The following is a 16,775-nucleotide window of genomic DNA, read 5'->3' as shown; positions in this document are numbered from 1 at the left end:
GAACGCCTGGTCACCATGGAGGACCTGCTGCGCTACGGCGTGTAGCGGCCTGCGCCCGGAGTGCATCGAGCCGGCCCCACCTTTGCTGACTGTTATCGTTTCGTGATCGGCGCTCAGCCGAGCAGTCCCGAGTCCCTGATGCGCTCGGCGAGCGGCTCCAGCACCGCCGGATCGTAGGGCGGCGGCAGGTAGACGATCGCGAGATCGAGGCCCTCCGCGCCGAGTGCTGCCGCCTCCTCGACCACCCGTCCGACGTCGTGGGCGTCGTCGAGCCGGACATGTGCGCTGGTCATGATCTCGGCCGGGTCGCGGCCGATGTCCGCGCAGTGCGAGGCCAGCACCGCGCGCTTGCGGGCAAACTCCTCCGGTGGGCCGCCGACGAAGTTCCAGTGCCGTGCGTAGCGCGCGGTGATCCGCAGCGTGCGCTTCTCGCCGCTGCCGCCGATGCAGATCGGCGGGTGCGGCTGCTGCGGCCCCTTCGGCTCGTTGCGCGCGTCGGTCAGCTGGTAGTAGCGGCCCTGGAACGTCGTGGTCTCCTGCGTCAACAGCCCGGTGAGGACCTCACACGCCTCCTCGAACCGGTCGAAGCGCTCCCTGATGCTGCCGAGCGGGATGCCGTAGGCGCCGGACTCCTCTTCGTTCCAGCCGGCGCCGATGCCGAGCTCCAACCGGCCGCCGGAGACGATGTCGAGCGCCGAGGCCATGTTCGCCAGTACGGCGGGATGCCGGTAGTGGATGCCGGTGACCAGGACGCCCACCCGCAGCCGGGTGGTGGCCTGGGCCAGCGCGGTGAGCGTGATCCAGCCCTCCAGGCACGGGCCGGTGGAGTCGGAGAAGATCGGATAGAAGTGGTCGAACGTCCAGCCGGACTCGTAGACGTCGATGTCGTCGGCGGCCTGCCACACGGCGAGCATGTCGGCCCAGGTGGTGTTCTGCGGTGAGGTCTTGAAGGCGAAGCGCACGACTCCCGAGGCTAGTCCCGCTTCGTGACAGCGCGCACGATGAGTTTCGTGAGCGGGGCGAGTCGGTACCGGCATGATCGATATCAGCCCGGCGTGCCGCCGAACCGCCGGCATCGTCGCCGCCGTACCCGATGACCTGCTCGACGCGCCCACCCCGTGCGCGGACATGCGGCTGCGCGATCTGCTCGCGCACGTCGGCATGCTCGCCCAGGCATTCACCGCCGCCGCACAGAAGAATCTCGGCGAGTGGACCGACTCCCCGCCCGGCCCCACGCCGCTGGACCCGGACTGGCGCAGCGCCTACCCGCAGCACCTCGCCGAGCTGGCCGCCGCCTGGCAGGACGCCGACGCCTGGACCGGCATGACCCGGGCCGGCGGTGTCGACCTGCCCGGTGAGGTCGCCGGCGGGGTCGCGCTGGCCGAGGTGGTCATCCACGGCTGGGACGTCGCGGTGGCATCCGGCCAGCCCTACGACGTCGATCCGGCCACCGCACAGGCTTGCCTCGAGCACCTGCAGCAGTTCGACGCCGCCGGCACCGAGGGCCTGTTCGGCCCCGCGGTGCCCGTGCCCGACGACGCGCCGGTGCTCGACCGCATCATCGGCCGCAGCGGCCGCGACCCCTCCTGGCGGGGGTGACCGGCGCAGGCACACTGGAAGCCGTGGACCCCGTCGACGCGCTGCGGCAGATCGCGTATTACAAGGACCGCGCCCGCGAGGACCCGCGGCGGGTCATGGCGTACCGCCGGGCGGCCGACGTGCTCGACGGGCTGGACGACGCGACGCGGCAACGCCACGCAGCCGCCGACAGCTGGCAGACGCTGCCGGGCATCGGACCCAAGACCGCCGCGGTGATCGCCCAGGCGTGCGCCGGCCGGGAGCCCGACGTCTTGGCCGACTTACGGCGCGCCGCAGCGGATCTCGGCGGCGGCGAACTGCGAGCCGCGCTGCGGGGCGACCTGCACGTGCACTCGAATTGGAGCGACGGGTCGGCGCCGATCGAGGAGATGATGGCGACGGCCCGCCGGCTCGGGCACGACTACTGTGCGCTCACCGACCACTCGCCGCGGCTGCGGGTGGCCAACGGCCTGTCGCCCGAGCGGCTCCGCGCCCAGCTCGACGTGCTCGACGAGCTGCGGGAGCAGCTGGCGCCGTTCCGAATACTCGCCGGCATCGAGGTCGACATCCTCGACGACGGCTCGCTGGACTGCGAACCCGAGCTGCTCGACCGGCTGGACGTGGTGGTCGCCAGCGTGCACTCGAAGCTGTCGATGGACGCCGCGGCGATGACCCGCCGCATGGTGCGGGCGGTGTCGCATCCGCGGGTCAACGTGCTCGGGCACTGCACGGGCCGGCTCGTCGCCGGATCACGCGGCCTGCGCGCCGAATCGCAATTCGACGCCGAGGCGGTGTTCGCGGCGTGCCGCGAGCACGGGACCGCGGTGGAGATCAACTCTCGGCCCGAGCGGCGCGACCCGCCGCGGCGACTGCTCGACCTGGCTCGCGACATCGGCTGCCTGTTCTCGATCGACACCGACGCCCACGCCCCGGGGCAACTCGACTTCCTGGGCTACGGCGCTCAGCGGGCGCTCGACGCCGGCGTGCCCGCCGAGCGGATCGTCAACACCTGGCCGGCCGATCAGCTGGTGGAGTGGGCCTCGGCGCTGCGGTGAACCCCGTTGTGCGCGCCGGTGGTTGCCGCGGTGAACTCACCGGCCAGCGCCGGGTCGGACGACTCGACCGCCCGCCACAGCACGCGGGTGCCCACATAGCGGGCCAACGCGTCGGCAGCGCGACGGCGGTCCCCGAACCGCTCGGCGAGCACGTCGAGGAAGCGGCGCAGGCCGTCGGCGTACACCTCGGACAGGCCGCCGTCCTTGGTGGCCGACTCCGAGAGCATGGCGGCGTTGAGGCATTCGCCGAAGTCGGCGCTGTCCGGACGCGCCCGCTCCGGGTCGGTGCCGTTGCGGCGCACCGCCTCCAGCGACCGTTCGAAGGAGGTGCGGACCGCGTGGACGACGAGCTCGTCCTTGGAGGAGAAGTGGTTGTAGAACCCGCCGTGGGTGAACCCGGCGTCGGCCATCACCTCGGCGACGCCGACCCGATCGACGCCGCGCTCACCGAACAGCCGGATCGCGCTGTCGAGAATCCGCTGCCGGTTGAGCGCGGCCTGCTCCTTCGTCACCCGCATCCGAACCTCCTTTGTGGTAGCCCGCTATACCCACGGCCGTCGGCGGCTACACAGCAAATGTCCGTCAGTACTCCGGCAGCAACGGCACCTCCACCCCCGGGTCGCGGGTCAGCAATGTCGCCCGGGTGACCGACCGGGTGCCGTAGCGGCTGCGGACCGAGTCCATCGCGGCGTCGAGCGCGAACCGGTGATCGTCACCGTCGAGCGGGAGTTCGAGCTGCGCAGAGCCCGTCCGGTCGATGTTGGTGACGGTGAACCCGACGAGCGTCAGGCCGCGTTCGGCGATCAGCGGCCGGGCCGCGTCGACCAGCGAGCGGGCGGCGGCAAGCAATGGCTCGGTGGCCGCCGTCGACCGCGCCAGCGTCTGGGAGCGGGTGGCTCTGCCGTAATCGTCGAAGCGCATCCGCAACACCACCGTCCGCCCGCTGCGGCCGGCGGTGCGCAGGCGCCGCGCGATGCGGTCGACGAGCGCGGCGACCGTCGCGTCGAGATCGTCGGGTGACAGCCTGCGCCGGCCGAGCGCGTGCTGGGCGCCCATCGAGCGGCGGCGCGGACCGGTGACGACCCGCCGGCTGTCGATGTTGTGCGACAGCGCATAGAGCCGACGTCCCATCGCCCGGCCGACCAGCGACTGCAGGGTGCTCTCGCCGAGGTCGGCGACATCGGCGACGGTCTCGATGCCGTGGGCCTGGAGCTTGTCGGCGGTCACGGCGCCAACGCCCCAGAGTCGCCGCACCGGCAGCGGCCGCAGGAACTCCAGCTCGCGGTCCGGCGGCACCAGCAGCAGTCCGTCCGGCTTGGCGACCTGGCTGGCCACCTTCGCGAGGAACTTCGTGCGGGCGATTCCCACCGTGATCGGCAAGCCGACCCGCCGCCGCACGTCACCGCGCAGCCGGTTGGCGATGCGGACCGGCCCGCCGGCGATGCGGCGCAGGCCGCCGACGTCGAGGAACGCCTCGTCGATGGAGATCGGCTCGACCAGCGGCGTGGTGTCGCGGAAAACGTCGAATACGGCGGCGCTGGCCTCGCTGTAGGCCGACATCCGGGGCGGCACCACGACCGCCTGCGGGCAGAGCCGGCGTGCCTGGCGGCCGTTCATCGCGGTGCGCACCCCGTACGCCTTGGCCTCGTAGCTCGCGGCGAGCACCACCCCGGCGCCGACGATGACCGGGCGCCCGCGCAGCGACGGGTCGTCCCGCTGCTCGACCGACGCGTAGAACGAGTCGAGGTCGGCGTGCAGGATGGTCGCCTGCTCCACTCCGGACACGAACATATGTTCGCATGACGGTCCGACAAGCGGCGCCGACGTCAGCTGCGGGGGGCGTAGATGGTGCTCGTCCAGATGTGGGTCAGGGTGTCGAGGATGCGGTCGTCGGGGACGGCCGGTTCCTCCCCGGCGAACGCCGCCGCGAGCACCATCTCGTTGAGCAGGTTCAGCGCCGTCGACAGGTCCTCCGCCGGCAGCGTGACCGGCGCCGCGCCGTAGCTGCGCTCGGCCTCGATGACGGCGGTGGTGTGGGCGACCCACTTGCGCATGAACTCCGACCACAGCCGGCGGACCTCGGCGTTGGTGAACTTGACGGCCGCGGCCGCGCGCGCGACGGCGCGGTGGCTCCGGAAGGTCTCGACGAACACCTCGATGCCCGTGCGCCACAGCGCGGCCAGCTCGGCCGGCGGCGCGTCGACCAGGCGCTGCAGGGCGGCGTCGGCCTCGGCGGCGATGGCGTCGAGCAGCGACAGCAGCACCGCCTCCTTCGACGGGAAGTAGAAGTAGAACGTCGGGCGCGAGATCCCGGCGCCGCGCGCCAGGTCGTCGACGGAGATGTCGGCGAGCGGGCGGTCCTCGAGCAGCCGCTCGGCCGTGCGGAGGATGGCCTGCTCGCGATCGTCCCCCGACGGCCGGGAGGAGCGACGGCCGCGCGGGGCGGAGGTCGGCACTGCGGTCATGGCCTCGACTTTACGCCACGTCGACTTTCTCGACACGGTGTTGACTACATCGACGCGTTGTTGATACCGTCGGTCCCATGACCGAACACCTCGACGTCGTGATCGTGGGAGCCGGCATCTCCGGCATCAGCGCCGCCTGGCACCTGCAGGACCGCTGTCCCACCAAGAGCTATGCGATCCTCGAACGCCGCGACAATCTCGGCGGCACCTGGGACCTGTTCAAGTACCCCGGCATCCGGTCGGACTCCGACATGTTCACGCTCGGCTTCCGCTTCAAGCCGTGGACATCGGCGCAGGCCATCGCCGACGGACCCGCCATCCTGGAGTACCTCAAGGAGACCGCCGCCGAGTTCGGCATCGACTCACACATCCGCTACCGCCACAAGGTGGTCTCCGCCGACTGGTCGGACGACGAGGGCCAGTGGACGGTCCGCGTCGAGGTCGACGGCGAAGAGCGCACCATCACGTGCAACTTCCTGTTCGCCGCCAGCGGCTACTACAACTACGACCAGGGCTACTCTCCGAAGTTCCCGGGCGCCGAGGACTTCCGCGGCACGATCGTGCACCCGCAGCACTGGCCGGATGACCTCGACTACGCCGGCAAGAACGTCGTCGTGATCGGCAGCGGCGCCACGGCCGTCACGCTCATCCCGTCGATGGTGAAGACCGGCGTCGGCCACATCACCATGCTGCAGCGCTCGCCGACCTACATCGGCACCCTGCCCGCCAAGGACCCGTTCGCCGACCGGGTGAACAATTCCCCGCTGCCGCAGAGCGTTTCGTCGTTCCTCGTGCGGTGGAAGAGCGTGCTGTTCCAGTTCGCGCAGTACCGCCTCGCGCGCCGCTACCCGAAGTTCATGCGCAAGACGCTGATGACCATGGCCGAGCGCCGGCTGCCCGAGGGCTATGACGTCGAGAAGCACTTCGGCCCGCGCTACAACCCGTGGGACGAGCGACTCTGCCTGGCGCCCAACGGCGATCTGTTCAAGGTCATCCGCGAGGGCAAGGCCGAGGTGGTCACCGACACCATCGAGCGGTTCACCGAGAACGGCATCTTGCTGACGTCGGGCCGGGAGCTGCCGGCCGACATCATCATCACCGCAACGGGATTGAACCTGCAGCTGTTCGGCGGGGCGACCCTGCACCGCAACGGCGAGCCGATCGAGCTGAACCAGACGATGGCCTACAAGGGGATGATGCTCTCCGGCGTGCCGAACCTCGCGTTCACCATCGGCTACACCAACGCGTCGTGGACCCTCAAGGCCGACCTGGTGAGCGAGTACGTGTGCCGGGTGCTCAACTACATGGACGCCCACGGCTACGACTGCGTCGAGCCGTCGCGGCCCGGGCCCGACGTCGAAGAGCGTCCGCTGATGGACTTCACGCCGGGCTACGTGCTGCGCGCCCTCGACTGGCTGCCCAAGGCCGGCTCGAAACTGCCGTGGCGCCTCAACCACAACTACATGCTCGACCTGCGGCTGATCCGCTACGGCAAGGTCGACGACGAGGCGCTGCACTTCAGCCGGCAGCGCACCCCGGTCTCCGTCTAGCGCGGCGCCTCGGTGACGACGATGCCGTCGTCGTCGCTGTAGGCGATCTCACCCGGTACGAACGCGACGCCACCGATCTCCACGGTGACGTCGCGTTCGCCGTCTCCGGTCTTGGTCGACTTGCGCGGGTTGGTGCCCAGCGCCTTGATGCCCAGGTCGACACCCCGCAGCGCCGCGCTGTCGCGCACGGCGCCGTTGACGATGATCCCGGCCCAGCCGTTGTCGGCGCCGAGGCCGGCGATCACGTCGCCGACCAGCGCGGTGTGCAGTGACGCCGACCCGTCGATGACGAGCACGCCGCCGTCGCCGGGTTCGGACAGCACCGACTTCAGCAGCGCGTTGTCCTGGAAGCACCGCACGGTGGTGATGCGTCCGGCGAAGACATCCCGCCCGCCGAACTGCCGGAACTGGGTGTCGCAGCTGCGGACCTCGGGGCCGATGTCGTCGACCAGGTCGGCGGTCGCGCGGGGGTCGATCGGTGCGTTACTCACAGTCAGGAGTATGCGGCCACGATGGCGTCGTGCACGAACTGGGCCAGCCCCGGTTCGGCGTCCTCGTAGTACCGGGTGAACCGCTCGTCGGCGAGGTAGAGCTCCGCCAGCCCGATGTGCAACTCCGGCGGGCAGTCGTAGAACTGCTCGATGGCGGCCCGGTGGCGCGCCACCAGCGCGTCGGCCTCGGGTGATCCGGGCGTGACGCCGGTCCGCTTGGCGTGCGCCAGATCGGCCAGGAGCGCATCGCCGTCGGCCTTGACGCGCTGCCAGTCGGACTTCGTCAACCGCGCGGCGCGTTGCTGGGACTGCCGCCAGGCGTCGGTGTCGCCCCAGCGGTCGCGCGCCTCGTCGGCGTACTCGTCGCCGAACCGGGTGGTGCCGAACACCTCCACCTGTTCTTCGGCGGTGAGTTGCAGTCCTGATCGGTGTGCGGTCATGAGTTTCTCCACGGCGAGGATGGTGTGTTGGAGCCGGTCGGCCTGTGCGCTGAGCAGTGCGTGCTGACGCCGCAGCTGGCTGAGCACATCGACGGCCGGATCGTCGAGCAGTCGTCGGATGTCGGAGAGCGGCAGCCCGGCGTCGCGGTAGACGAGCACCAGGTGCAGCCGCTCGACGTCGGCGTCGGTGTAGCCGCGGTAGCCGGCGGTGGTGCGCACGCTGGGCACCACCAGGCCGATGTGGTCGTAGTGGTGCAGTGTGCGCACCGACACGCCGGTCAGCGCGGCGACGGCCCCGACCGTTCTGACGTCCATGCGCTCACTATGGCGCCTGACGCCGCGTCAGGGTCAAGCGCCGGTCAGTCGTCTTGCAGTCGCCGGATCAACAGGACCGCCAGCAGGCTGACCAGGACGGCAATCCCGATGGCGGCGCGCGACTGCGGCGGCCACGGCGTGGCGGCGCCGGCCAGCGGATCGGGTGCGCGTTGCACTGTCGCCTTCGCCTGTGCTGCCACGGTGTCGGCGCCGGCTCGCCGGTTCGCGGGGGCGGCCTCCTGCGCAGCGGGTGGCTCGGGCGCAGCGGGTGGCTCGGCAGCCGCGGGTGGCTCGGGCGGCGGCGCGGGACTGTCCTTGCTGGGGGACTCGACCGTCTTGACCGACTCGACGGCCTGTTCGGCCGCCTTTCTTGCGGCCTTCTTGGCGGGCGGCTGCTCCGGGGCCTTCGCCGCCGGCTGCTGTCCGGCCTTTTTCGCCGGCGTCTTCGCGGCCGCCTTTTTCGCCGGCGTCTTTTTCGCGGCCGGCGTCTTCGCCGCCGTCTTTTTAGCGGGAGCCTTCTTCGCCGGCGTCTTCTTGGCGGCCTGCTTCTTCGGCGGCGCCGCGGGCGAGTCGGCCGGCCCGGGGGATGCCGCGCCGCGAGGCGGGTGCGGTGTCTCGGGTCGATCCTGCTCGTCCGCCATGTGGCCACTCCTTCCAGGGCGAGCGCAGCGACCGGGCCGGGCCGTTGCTTCGCAAGTGGTACCCATCTTGCCAGCCGCCGGTCCAGGCGAAACCGGAGTCACCCCGTCACCGCCAGTGCCGCGGCGGCCGTGACGGCGACCGCCATGACCGCCACCTCCACCCGCAGCCGGGCACCGGATCGGCCGGCGGTCGCGCGGTGCGCGCGGGCGGCCGGCGTCCACAGCGTGCGGCCCCGCCAGCCGAGCACCCCCAACACCGCCGCGAGCAGCACCTTGGCGAGCAGCAACCGGCCGTATCCGGTGGAGATCAGCGCGGCCGCCGACCCGATCGCCGGTACCGCCGCCACCACCCCGCTCAGGATCACCGCCGAGAAGCACCAGAGCGCAAGATGAGAGAACCGCGGCAGCACCCGCGCCCAGCCGCCCCGGTGTCGCACGACCAGCACCAGCCCCGCCAGCGTGCCCACCCAGGCGGCGGCGGCCAGGGCGTGCACCGCCACCGCGGCCGCCGCGACCGGCTGGTCGGCCAGATGTCCCGTGACCGCCCGCGCGGCGATGCCGGCGGCCGTGATACCGGCGACGGCCGTGGCGACACCGGAGCCGGGCACCCGGGCGGCCGCGACTCCGCCGACCACCGCGGCCGCCACCACCGTCGCCACCGCCGCACGGCCGGGCGCGGTGTGGAACGCGAAGTCGGTGAGCACCCTGAGCGGCAGCCGGGAGACGGGCACCGCCGCGGCCGCCGCGGCGGCCAGTGCCATCCGCAGCAGTTCGGCGACGAGCCAGCAGCCGGCCGCCACCAGCAACGGCCGCCCGATCGCGGCGGTGATCCGCGGGCGGTGCCGCGGCTCCTCGAGCGCCGGCGCCAGCGCCAGGCCGAGGGTGAGCGCCGCCGCGCCGTCCGCGAACGCTCGGATCGCGGTGACACCGGCATCGGCGCCACCGAGCGCGCGGAACGCGATCAGCGCGGCGGCGACCAGGCCGGCGGCCGCCGCGCCCATCGCCGGGCGCGTCACCGACCGCGGCGCCGCAGGCGCACCCACCCCAGGCCGGCGAGCCCGCCCGCGGCGAGCACGACGGCCGGAATGCCGAGCAGCCACGGCCAGGCCGGGAGACCGGTTCCGACATCCGGCGCCGCAGCGGACGGACCGGGTTCACCGGTGCCGGCCACCCTGAGGTGGAAGGTCCACGAGCCCGACACCACGTGCCCGTCGGCCGACGTCACGCGATAGTTGACGGTGTACGGACCGGCCGGGCCGAGCGGCCGCACACCGACGCTGATGGCGGCGCCGGTGACCTCCGCGTCCCCCGCCGACCACAGGTTGCCGTCGGGCCCGACCACCGTCATCGAGGCGAACTCACGCTGCAGGGCCTCGTTGAAGGTGGCGCGGACCCGCGTCGGGCCGGCGTCGAGCACCGCGTCGGCCGCCGGTTCCGCACCGACCCGCGCGGCGTGCGCGGACGCCGTCGCCGGCAGCGGCCACGCCAGCACCGCCAGCAGGGCGACCACGCCCGCCACGAGCCTCACGACCGCCGCCGCACCGTGAGTGCGGCGACCAGCGCCGCGATCCCGGCGACCAGCGCCACCCCACCGAGCCACCGGGCGGTCGCATCCGCCGGCCGCGCGGCGACCGCCGACGTCGGGCCGTCCGCGGCGGCCAAGGTGAGCTCCGGCACCGGATGCTCGGGTTCGGTGCCGTCGGCGGGCGTCGGCTGATCCCAACGCACGACGGTGCCGTCGCTGTAGGTCTGGACGGCGGGGAAGGCGGCGGTGTCGGCGTCGGGCAGCACGACGCGCACCCGGAACACCGCGAACTGGTCGGACGAGATGCCGGTGCCCGGGACGGCCGACCAGGTGACCGCGCGCACGGTCCCGGCAGCCGGGTCGCGGTCGAGCCGCGCGGACCAGCCGGGCATCAGCTCGGTGCGGGCGGAGGTCACGTCGGGCAGTTCGACGCGCAACGCCGTGGTGAGCGCACCGGTGTCCGATTCGCCGGGCACCCGGAACTCGAGCGTGGCCGACCCGCCGCGGACGAGGTCGTCGGCGTCGACGTGGACATGGGCGGCGGCGGTGGGGGCAGCGACTGTGGCGGCCGCGGCCAGGGGAATGGTGGCGTACAGCGCACGCCGAAGAACAGGGGACATGGAGGTTCCTACGGTCGTCGGGGACCCCGCGAACGGGGCGAAGGTCAGCGCAGTGCGCCCGACGGGGGACCTCGGTCAGGGATCGACGCGACACGCAGCAGCGCCCACTGCGGCGGCTGATCGGCCGCGACGAACGTTCGGGAGACATCCGCGACGACGCCGGCGCGGGGCTGCAGCAGCGCCGTCGCCACCGCCGACAGGGCGCCGCACAGCCGGTCGCCGGCGGCGATGAGCAGCGCGGCGGCGGCCACGGCCAGCAGGTGGGCGGCGAGCATGGGCGCCGCCGGCGACCCGCCGGCATGGCCGTGGCCGGCCGCTTCGAAGACGACGTGCGCGGCGGCCTGGCCGGCGGCGAGCAACGCCGTCACGTGCGCAGGTCCGGGGCGGCGCGCCTGTCCCGCCACCGCGCCGACCGTCACCGCGACCACCGCGCCCGCGGCGGCCCCGCCGCCCGACGGCGCGCCGCCGGCTGCCGCGTGGGCGGCGAGCGCCAGGGCCGCGGTGGCGAGCCCGCACGCCGCGCCGCGCAGGCGGGCGGTCGGTGCAGCCGGCGCCACCAACTCAGGCGACGCCGAGGCGCGCCATCAGGTCGGCGTCGATGCCGTCGAGCTGCCGGGCAATCGCGGCGTGCGCGTCGCGCCGGCGCTGCGGCGGCATGTTCTCCGCGGCGGTGACGGCCGCGCTCAAGTCGGTCAGCCGGCCGGTGATGGCGGCGACGAACTGCTGCGTCTCGCCGTCCTTCGGATTGCGCTGGGCGAGCAGTTGCAGCGACTGTTCGGCGGCGGCGATGCGCGCCGACAGCTTGGCGCCGTGGCCCGAGAACTGCCCGAGCTGGGAGAGCGGCACGCCCAGCCGTTCGGCGCGGCGCTCGTCGAGGATGCCGCGGGCCGCCATGGCGCCGCGGTAGGCCACCGGGACGATGATCGGGGCCAGCAGCCGGGTGACGGTCAGCGCGCGACGAATCTTGGTCGGCGACAACAGCTTTCCCTCGCGGACCGCCTTGAGCTGCAGCTCGGCGGCCCGCAGTGCGGCGCGGTCGCTGTCGCGCTGCGCGCGCAACTGCGCCCGCACCGCCTTGAGCTCGGCGCGCTGCGACGACTTGAAGCGGCGCGCTTCGTTGCGCGCGGCCAGCCGGGCCTCCATCTTGGCGCGCTTGATGACCGCCCGCGCCTCGGCGCGCCGGACTGCACGGCTCTTGCGCTTGGTGAACAGGCCCATCGGCGGCTGTCTCCCGTCTGTTCCGTCGCTACCGGGCCTCACCCTATCGCTCCACCCCAGCGCCGGTTTTCGCAGTGCAACCTGACACCGCCCGATGGCTACTTTCGCCCGCGCACATGTGGAACAATGGCCGGACGCGGCGCGCGCCGACCAGGCGCCGTGCGTACATGGTGAGGAAATCGTGGAGCGGTCGCGCGTATGTCAGGCGGCAGCCGCCGCCGTCGTGGCTGCCGGGCTGCTGGCCGGCGGTGCCGGCGGGTTCGGCATCGCCACCGCCGTCGCCGACCCTAAACCCCGCCCGGGGTCCGAGCGGTCACCACAGCGGTCCGGCGCGTCCGACTCCGACGGGTCGCGTGGCGGCGGCAGCGACTCCAGCGCCCGCGGCAGCACCGGCAGCGCCCGCGGCGGCAATGACTCCGGCGCTCGCGCCGGCAGCGCTCGCGGCGCTGGTTCGCAGCGAGGTTCCGACGAACGCGGCGGCGGATCGCGGTCCGACGGCCAATCGGGTGGCGGGTCCGGCGGCGAACGGCCCGACAGGCCCCGCGGCGACGACGCCGGACCTCGCGGCGAGCGGCCCGACGGTCCCCGAGACCCGGGCCAGGACCCCCGACCTGCGGGGCCGCGTCCGCGCCATCACCCGCACAACCCTGACGATCCCGACGATCCTGACCACCACTGCGGTCCGGGGGGGCCCGGACACAATCCCGGTGACAACCCGGGCGAGAATCCTGGTGAGAACCCCGGCGACAACCCGGGTGACAATCCCGGTGACGACCCGGGCGAGAATCCTGGTGAAAACCCCGGCGACAACCCGGGTGACAATCCCGGGGAGAACCCCGGGGACAACCCGGGCGAGCATCCCGGTCAGAACCCCGGCGGAAATCCCGGCGAACAGCCCGGCAAAAGCGGCGGCGGAGGTGGCGGGTCACATCAGCCGCAGCAGCCGGCGCCGCAGCAGCCGGCACCGTTGGCCGACCCCGGCCAGGCCGCCCGCTCGGCAATGTTCTCCAGCATGCAGCTCTTGGTGCCGCCGCTGGTGATCCCGCCGCTGCCGGTCCCGCCGGTGCCGCTGATCATGGTGTCGGTGCCGACGGTCTCGACGCCCGCACCGATCGGCGCCGATGCGTCGGCCGCGGGGCCGCCGAACCTGCCCGCAGCTCCGGCACCGGCGGTGCGGCCGCCGGCAACCGACCCGCGTCCCAGCGCCGCGCCGGCGACGTCGGACCGCGGTGGGTTCGCCCAGCTGCCGGACGGATTCCGCAGCGGCTACAGCGATTACCTGCGGACCGCCACGATCGCCGATCTCTTGCTGATGGCCATTCCGGGGGTCACCGGCATCGCGCTCCTCGCAGCGGTAGGTGGGTTCATCGGCTACCGTCAGGCCAAGGTGGGGCATGCGGTGCGGACGACGGGGATCTCACGCTTCCTCGATCGGTAGTCGGCACGTCACGGTCGGGTGTCTACTAAAGGTGAGTGGCCGACCGGAATTCGAGAGGGGGGTCGCATGCCTGCCAGCCGCCGGGTCACTCGGGCTGTGGCCGCTGTGCTCGATCTCGCCCCCCGCCGCGGCGAAATTTCGCTGACGCGCCTCGTGCGTGCCGTCAGCGAGGACCGTGGCCGGCCCATCGACATCGAGACCGCCGACTTGCCGGCCGGAGTGTGCGGCCAGTGGCGGCAATACGCCGACCACGACGTGTTTCTCATCCAACGCGGGCTGCCGGCCTGGGACCGCACGCTCGCACACGAACTCGGCCACCTGGTGCTGGGCCACGAGGGCATCCACGTCGTGGAGGCCGCGAAGAGCAGGGTCGAACTCGCCAGCGACGACCTCATCGGCTACATGCTCAACCAGCGAACCGGCTGCATGGGGCCCGGCGGCGAGGACGTCGAGCAGGAAGCGGAGGACTTCGCCGCACTGCTGCTGTACCGCCTGGGCCGGCTGCCCTCGGACCGGTCGTCGATCGTGCAGGTCCGCCTCGGGGAGGCCTTCGGGTGATCGTGTGGGTGATCGCCGGGCTGCTCGCACTGGCCACGGGGCTGCGGGTCGGCTGGGCGATGGTGAACAAGCAGTCGGTGGTGTCCACCGCGATGATGGTCGCCCTCGGAAGCCTCGCCGTGGTCGCCGCGTTCAACTGGCAGCCGCTGGCCCTGCTCCTCGACACCGCGCTGCACTGGCCCAACGTCACGTTCGCGCTGTCGCAGGTGGCGCTGATCGCCTGCGCGGCCGGCTGCTGCGTGATGATCACCAGCGTCTCGTCGAACGGGCCGGCGACCAAGGTCCGGCGGCTGTCCTACGTGCAGTACGGCATCGCCGGGGTGATCGCGGCCATCAGCCTGGCGCTGTTCTTCACCGACGGCCAGCAGCCGGTGATGGCGCCGGACGAGTACCTGCGCCGCAACCTCGACTCGCCGCACGTGTCGCTGAGCTGGCTGGTGCCGCTGCTCTACGTGATGCTGCTGCTCACCGTCGTCGCGTGGGTGGGGATGCGCTACTCCAGCCGCAGCCGCCGCGGCCGGGCGCTGTTCGTGTTCACCGTCGGCATCGGACTCATCGTGGTCGCCAGCGCGTTCTTCCTGCTGCGCGCGGTCGGCAACACGCGGTTCGTCGGCGTCGGGGCGGCCGTCACGCTGTTCGCGGGCGCGATGATCGTGGTGGCGGCCGGTTCGCTGCTGCCCACCATCGAGGACTGGTTCGGGTCGCGGCGCGAAATGCGCCTCATCGAGCCGCTGTCGGCGGAGCTGGCGGCCCGGCACCCGGACGCCGGCATCGGTGTCCGGCCGCGCGGGCCGCTGGCCTTCCGCGTCGCCGAACGGATGTCGCTCATCTCTGACGGCTTGTACCTGGAAGCCACCACCGCGGCGGCGCGCAACCGCGGCCTGACACCGCAGGAGTGGCGCGGCGAACTGGAAACGGTGACCGTGCCCGACGTCACGCCCGTCGAGCAGGCGCAGCGGCTCGCACGCTGGATCGCGTCCGGCGAGGACGCGGAGTTCCCGGGACTCGGCTGGCTACGGCAGCCCGACAGCCACGCGGACCGGGAATGGATCCTGGAGATCGCTCGGCAGTACCGGGAATTGGAAACCGAAGGCGCTGCCCGTCGCGCCGCCGAAGTGCCCGCCTACTGAGTGTCCTGATTGTCCAACTGCTCGCGGCGGCGCAGTTCCTCCGCCTTGGCCACCAAATCCTCCTGGGCCTCCGGCGACAGTCCGATGGTGCGCGCGGCGATGCGGCGCACACCTTCGTCGCGCATGTTTGCCAGCCACGTCAGCTCCTTGTCGAGCTTCTCGTAGTACTCGTCGTCGGTGAAGTACGCCGGCTTGATGCGGAAGAAATTCGCGAGCGCGGTCATGGTCGCCGCGGACGGGTTGGTGCGGTTGCCCGACCGCAGCTGGGAGAGGTACGGCGCCGACATCGTGACGCCCTCGGCCTTCAGTGCGGCGATCACCTCGGCGGACGTGTGCGGCCCGCGACCCGGCGGATACACGGTGTCGAAGAGTCGGTTCAGGCGAGCAGCGAACGTCTTGCTCATGTGGGACCTCCAGCGCTGGCGATGCGGGCGCATCCTTACGCGCATTTGCTGATCATGGTAGCGAGTGTTCTGCACTCAACCAAGTGCAAACCACGGAAAAATTAGCGCCGGTGTCGATTCTAGGGCGAGCCCGTGACCGCGTCGAGCACTTTCTACCACCGAAAACCCGTCAAAGGCGGCAATTCGTGCGGCTCCTCGGCGTGTCGCGACGGCCACACGTGCGACGGACCCCGTGCTACGCCGTCAGCGAACAGCGGGGGCGCCGGCTGGTCGAGGCAACGGAACCCACGGGCTGACGGAGCCGTCAGCGACTTTGCTACATCCCATGGTCGAGGGGCCGCGACGGCCCCGGCGGCTTGGCTGCCGCAGGAGACGATAGCGGCGACGCGGCCGTAGCGCAGCGCATCGGCAGGTGGTCCCGCCCGCATCGTCCTTACGGGCCTGCTCAGGTGGTCCGCGAGGCCGCGCCGCGGCGGGCGCGTCCGACGCGGACCGCGCCGATGCCGATGGCGACGAGCGCGGCCGTGACGGTGACGACGACGGCGACGTGCGGCATCCGCAGCGCGCTGTAGAACAACAGCCACAGGCCGACCAGCAGGAAGAGCACGCCGGCCAGCGAGTGCAGGAAGCGTTCGGGGAGCTGCTTGTGGAGGGCCACGCCCAGCGCGATCGCGAGGCCGTCGGCGACGACCATCGCCAGCGTGGCGCCGAGCCACACCCCGGTCCAGTCGTGCTCGCTGGCGAGCGCCACCGTGGCGAGCATCGTCTTGTCGCCCAGTTCCGCCAGCAGATAGGACGAGATCACCGCCAGCACCACGTACCGCGGTGCCCCGCCGGCGGTCACCGGCCCGTCGTCGTCCTGGCGGCGACCGTCCCACCACGTCCACACCGCGAACCCGAGGAAGGCCAGCGCGGCGGCGACGGCGATGGGCCGCTGCGGCAGCGTCAGCCCGAGGAAGTGCCCGACGAGCACCGACAGCCCGTGGATGAGGAAGGCGGCGACGGCGACACCGGAGAGCACCACCCACCACCGGTGGCGCAGCGCGTAGGTCATGGCGATCAGCTGGGACTTGTCGCCGAGTTCGGCCAGGAAGACCACGCCGAAGCTGACCAGGGTGGCAGCGAGCATCCGGACCACCTCTCGACGCGTCGCCGCCGGTGCACGCCACCGGCGGATCGGAGTCGAAGGTCTCGCCCACCGCCTTCGACCACCAGACGGTCCGCCGGCCGGGCCCCCGCGGGGCCGATATGTCGACACGACGATTGGGGACTACTCCCCTTCGCTGCTGCCAATGTAGTGAAGGACGCGCCAGGCGCCAACCCCGTTAGGCGGTTTCGGGGACCCGT

At 72.3% G+C, this 16,775-nt stretch carries 20 protein-coding genes; 6 read left to right on the top strand and 14 right to left on the bottom strand.

Annotated elements, in window-relative coordinates; all coding sequences use genetic code 11:
* Window positions 1-113 precede the first annotated feature (113 nt).
* The gene (locus tag LV457_RS12135) at window positions 114-962 is read right to left on the bottom strand and encodes an LLM class F420-dependent oxidoreductase (RefSeq protein WP_232171416.1); all 849 of its coding nucleotides are present in this window, start codon (window positions 960-962) and stop codon (window positions 114-116) included.
* Window positions 963-1,035: 73 nt separating this feature from the next.
* On the opposite strand from LV457_RS12135, the gene LV457_RS12130 reads away from it, so the two are divergent.
* Together LV457_RS12130 and LV457_RS12125 are read left to right on the top strand one after the other, a co-directional pair.
* Window positions 1,036-1,599, top strand: a complete 564-nt coding sequence (locus LV457_RS12130; RefSeq protein ID WP_232171415.1) for a TIGR03086 family metal-binding protein — start codon at window positions 1,036-1,038, stop codon at window positions 1,597-1,599.
* A gap of 23 nt (window positions 1,600-1,622) precedes the next feature.
* Window positions 1,623-2,633, top strand: coding sequence for a PHP domain-containing protein (locus tag LV457_RS12125; RefSeq protein ID WP_232171414.1), 1,011 nt, complete (start codon window positions 1,623-1,625; stop codon window positions 2,631-2,633).
* Here the strand turns inward: LV457_RS12125 and LV457_RS12120 are convergent.
* The 3 genes from LV457_RS12120 to LV457_RS12110 all read right to left on the bottom strand — a co-directional run bounded on the left by LV457_RS12120 (window position 2,600) and on the right by LV457_RS12110 (window position 5,098).
* Window positions 2,600-3,151 carry a TetR/AcrR family transcriptional regulator gene (locus LV457_RS12120; RefSeq protein ID WP_232171413.1) on the bottom strand — a complete coding sequence of 184 codons (552 nt, stop codon included), beginning with the start codon at window positions 3,149-3,151 and terminating at the stop codon, window positions 2,600-2,602. The two genes, LV457_RS12125 and LV457_RS12120, sit on opposite strands and share 34 nt — an antisense overlap.
* Before the next feature lie 64 nt (window positions 3,152-3,215).
* Window positions 3,216-4,424, bottom strand: coding sequence for a DNA polymerase IV (dinB, locus tag LV457_RS12115; RefSeq protein ID WP_232171412.1), 1,209 nt, complete (start codon window positions 4,422-4,424; stop codon window positions 3,216-3,218).
* A gap of 35 nt (window positions 4,425-4,459) precedes the next feature.
* Complete coding sequence (locus tag LV457_RS12110; protein WP_232171411.1) at window positions 4,460-5,098, bottom strand: TetR/AcrR family transcriptional regulator; 639 nt, start codon at window positions 5,096-5,098, stop codon at window positions 4,460-4,462.
* A 77-nt stretch (window positions 5,099-5,175) separates the two neighbouring features.
* On the opposite strand from LV457_RS12110, the gene LV457_RS12105 reads away from it, so the two are divergent.
* Window positions 5,176-6,648 carry an NAD(P)/FAD-dependent oxidoreductase gene (locus LV457_RS12105; RefSeq protein ID WP_232171410.1) on the top strand — a complete coding sequence of 491 codons (1,473 nt, stop codon included), beginning with the start codon at window positions 5,176-5,178 and terminating at the stop codon, window positions 6,646-6,648.
* Here the strand turns inward: LV457_RS12105 and rraA are convergent.
* The 8 genes from rraA to LV457_RS12065 form a co-directional block, all read right to left on the bottom strand.
* Complete coding sequence (gene rraA / locus LV457_RS12100) at window positions 6,645-7,124, bottom strand: ribonuclease E activity regulator RraA (RefSeq protein WP_232171504.1); 480 nt, start codon at window positions 7,122-7,124, stop codon at window positions 6,645-6,647. The two genes, LV457_RS12105 and rraA, sit on opposite strands and share 4 nt — an antisense overlap.
* 17 nt (window positions 7,125-7,141) lie before the next feature.
* A complete protein-coding gene (locus tag LV457_RS12095; RefSeq protein WP_232171409.1) occupies window positions 7,142-7,894 on the bottom strand; it encodes a MerR family transcriptional regulator in 753 nt (250 codons plus the stop codon).
* 44 nt (window positions 7,895-7,938) lie between these two features.
* Complete coding sequence (locus LV457_RS12090) at window positions 7,939-8,535, bottom strand: hypothetical protein (RefSeq protein ID WP_232171408.1); 597 nt, start codon at window positions 8,533-8,535, stop codon at window positions 7,939-7,941.
* A gap of 98 nt (window positions 8,536-8,633) precedes the next feature.
* Window positions 8,634-9,551: a CopD family protein gene (locus tag LV457_RS12085; protein WP_232171407.1), complete on the bottom strand. Its 918-nt coding sequence runs from the start codon at window positions 9,549-9,551 to the stop codon at window positions 8,634-8,636.
* The gene (locus LV457_RS12080) at window positions 9,548-10,063 is read right to left on the bottom strand and encodes a copper resistance protein CopC (RefSeq protein ID WP_374198824.1); all 516 of its coding nucleotides are present in this window, start codon (window positions 10,061-10,063) and stop codon (window positions 9,548-9,550) included. Before LV457_RS12080 ends, LV457_RS12085 begins: the two co-directional genes overlap by 4 nt.
* Window positions 10,060-10,680 (bottom strand): YcnI family protein, encoded by a 621-nt coding sequence (locus tag LV457_RS12075; protein ID WP_232171406.1) that lies wholly within the window; start codon window positions 10,678-10,680, stop codon window positions 10,060-10,062. The genes LV457_RS12080 and LV457_RS12075 overlap by 4 nt, the downstream gene beginning before the upstream one ends.
* A gap of 44 nt (window positions 10,681-10,724) precedes the next feature.
* Entirely contained in the window at window positions 10,725-11,237 is a 513-nt protein-coding gene (locus LV457_RS12070) for a hypothetical protein (RefSeq protein ID WP_232171405.1), read from the bottom strand.
* A gap of 4 nt (window positions 11,238-11,241) precedes the next feature.
* A complete protein-coding gene (locus tag LV457_RS12065) occupies window positions 11,242-11,898 on the bottom strand; it encodes a DUF6474 family protein (protein WP_232171404.1) in 657 nt (218 codons plus the stop codon).
* A 181-nt stretch (window positions 11,899-12,079) separates the two neighbouring features.
* Between LV457_RS12065 and LV457_RS20120 the strand changes: the two genes are divergently transcribed.
* From LV457_RS20120 to LV457_RS12050, 3 genes are all read left to right on the top strand, one after another.
* Window positions 12,080-13,336: a hypothetical protein gene (locus tag LV457_RS20120; protein ID WP_232171403.1), complete on the top strand. Its 1,257-nt coding sequence runs from the start codon at window positions 12,080-12,082 to the stop codon at window positions 13,334-13,336.
* A 66-nt stretch (window positions 13,337-13,402) separates the two neighbouring features.
* A complete protein-coding gene (locus LV457_RS12055) occupies window positions 13,403-13,894 on the top strand; it encodes an ImmA/IrrE family metallo-endopeptidase (RefSeq protein WP_232171402.1) in 492 nt (163 codons plus the stop codon).
* Window positions 13,891-15,024 (top strand): hypothetical protein, encoded by a 1,134-nt coding sequence (locus LV457_RS12050; protein WP_232171401.1) that lies wholly within the window; start codon window positions 13,891-13,893, stop codon window positions 15,022-15,024. The genes LV457_RS12055 and LV457_RS12050 overlap by 4 nt, the downstream gene beginning before the upstream one ends.
* On the opposite strand, the gene LV457_RS12045 is transcribed toward LV457_RS12050, so the two are convergent.
* The gene (locus LV457_RS12045) at window positions 15,018-15,428 is read right to left on the bottom strand and encodes a transcriptional regulator (RefSeq protein WP_232171400.1); all 411 of its coding nucleotides are present in this window, start codon (window positions 15,426-15,428) and stop codon (window positions 15,018-15,020) included. The two genes, LV457_RS12050 and LV457_RS12045, sit on opposite strands and share 7 nt — an antisense overlap.
* 445 nt (window positions 15,429-15,873) lie before the next feature.
* Window positions 15,874-16,557 (bottom strand): TMEM165/GDT1 family protein, encoded by a 684-nt coding sequence (locus LV457_RS12040; RefSeq protein ID WP_232171399.1) that lies wholly within the window; start codon window positions 16,555-16,557, stop codon window positions 15,874-15,876.
* Window positions 16,558-16,775 lie beyond the last annotated feature (218 nt).

The sequence above is a fragment of the Mycobacterium sp. MYCO198283 genome (genome assembly GCF_021213805.1).
Classification (GTDB): Bacteria; Actinomycetota; Actinomycetes; order Mycobacteriales; family Mycobacteriaceae; genus Mycobacterium.
The sequence above is the reverse complement of the archived record's forward strand: the minus strand, read 5'-3'. Positions and strand labels throughout refer to the sequence as shown.

What these genes read in the sequence shown, in the direction of transcription:
- LV457_RS12095 (WP_232171409.1), bottom strand. Translation starts at nt 7,894, where the DNA reads ATGGACGTCAGAACGGTCGGGGCCGTCGCCGCGCTGACCGGCGTGTCG.
- LV457_RS12130 (WP_232171415.1), top strand. Translation starts at nt 1,036, where the DNA reads ATGATCGATATCAGCCCGGCGTGCCGCCGAACCGCCGGCATCGTCGCC.
- LV457_RS12110 (WP_232171411.1), bottom strand. Translation starts at nt 5,098, where the DNA reads ATGACCGCAGTGCCGACCTCCGCCCCGCGCGGCCGTCGCTCCTCCCGG.
- LV457_RS12040 (WP_232171399.1), bottom strand. Translation starts at nt 16,557, where the DNA reads ATGCTCGCTGCCACCCTGGTCAGCTTCGGCGTGGTCTTCCTGGCCGAA.
- LV457_RS12120 (WP_232171413.1), bottom strand. Translation starts at nt 3,151, where the DNA reads ATGCGGGTGACGAAGGAGCAGGCCGCGCTCAACCGGCAGCGGATTCTC.
- LV457_RS12055 (WP_232171402.1), top strand. Translation starts at nt 13,403, where the DNA reads ATGCCTGCCAGCCGCCGGGTCACTCGGGCTGTGGCCGCTGTGCTCGAT.
- LV457_RS12105 (WP_232171410.1), top strand. Translation starts at nt 5,176, where the DNA reads ATGACCGAACACCTCGACGTCGTGATCGTGGGAGCCGGCATCTCCGGC.
- LV457_RS12075 (WP_232171406.1), bottom strand. Translation starts at nt 10,680, where the DNA reads ATGTCCCCTGTTCTTCGGCGTGCGCTGTACGCCACCATTCCCCTGGCC.
- dinB (WP_232171412.1), bottom strand. Translation starts at nt 4,424, where the DNA reads ATGTTCGTGTCCGGAGTGGAGCAGGCGACCATCCTGCACGCCGACCTC.
- LV457_RS12065 (WP_232171404.1), bottom strand. Translation starts at nt 11,898, where the DNA reads ATGGGCCTGTTCACCAAGCGCAAGAGCCGTGCAGTCCGGCGCGCCGAG.
- LV457_RS12090 (WP_232171408.1), bottom strand. Translation starts at nt 8,535, where the DNA reads ATGGCGGACGAGCAGGATCGACCCGAGACACCGCACCCGCCTCGCGGC.
- LV457_RS12045 (WP_232171400.1), bottom strand. Translation starts at nt 15,428, where the DNA reads ATGAGCAAGACGTTCGCTGCTCGCCTGAACCGACTCTTCGACACCGTG.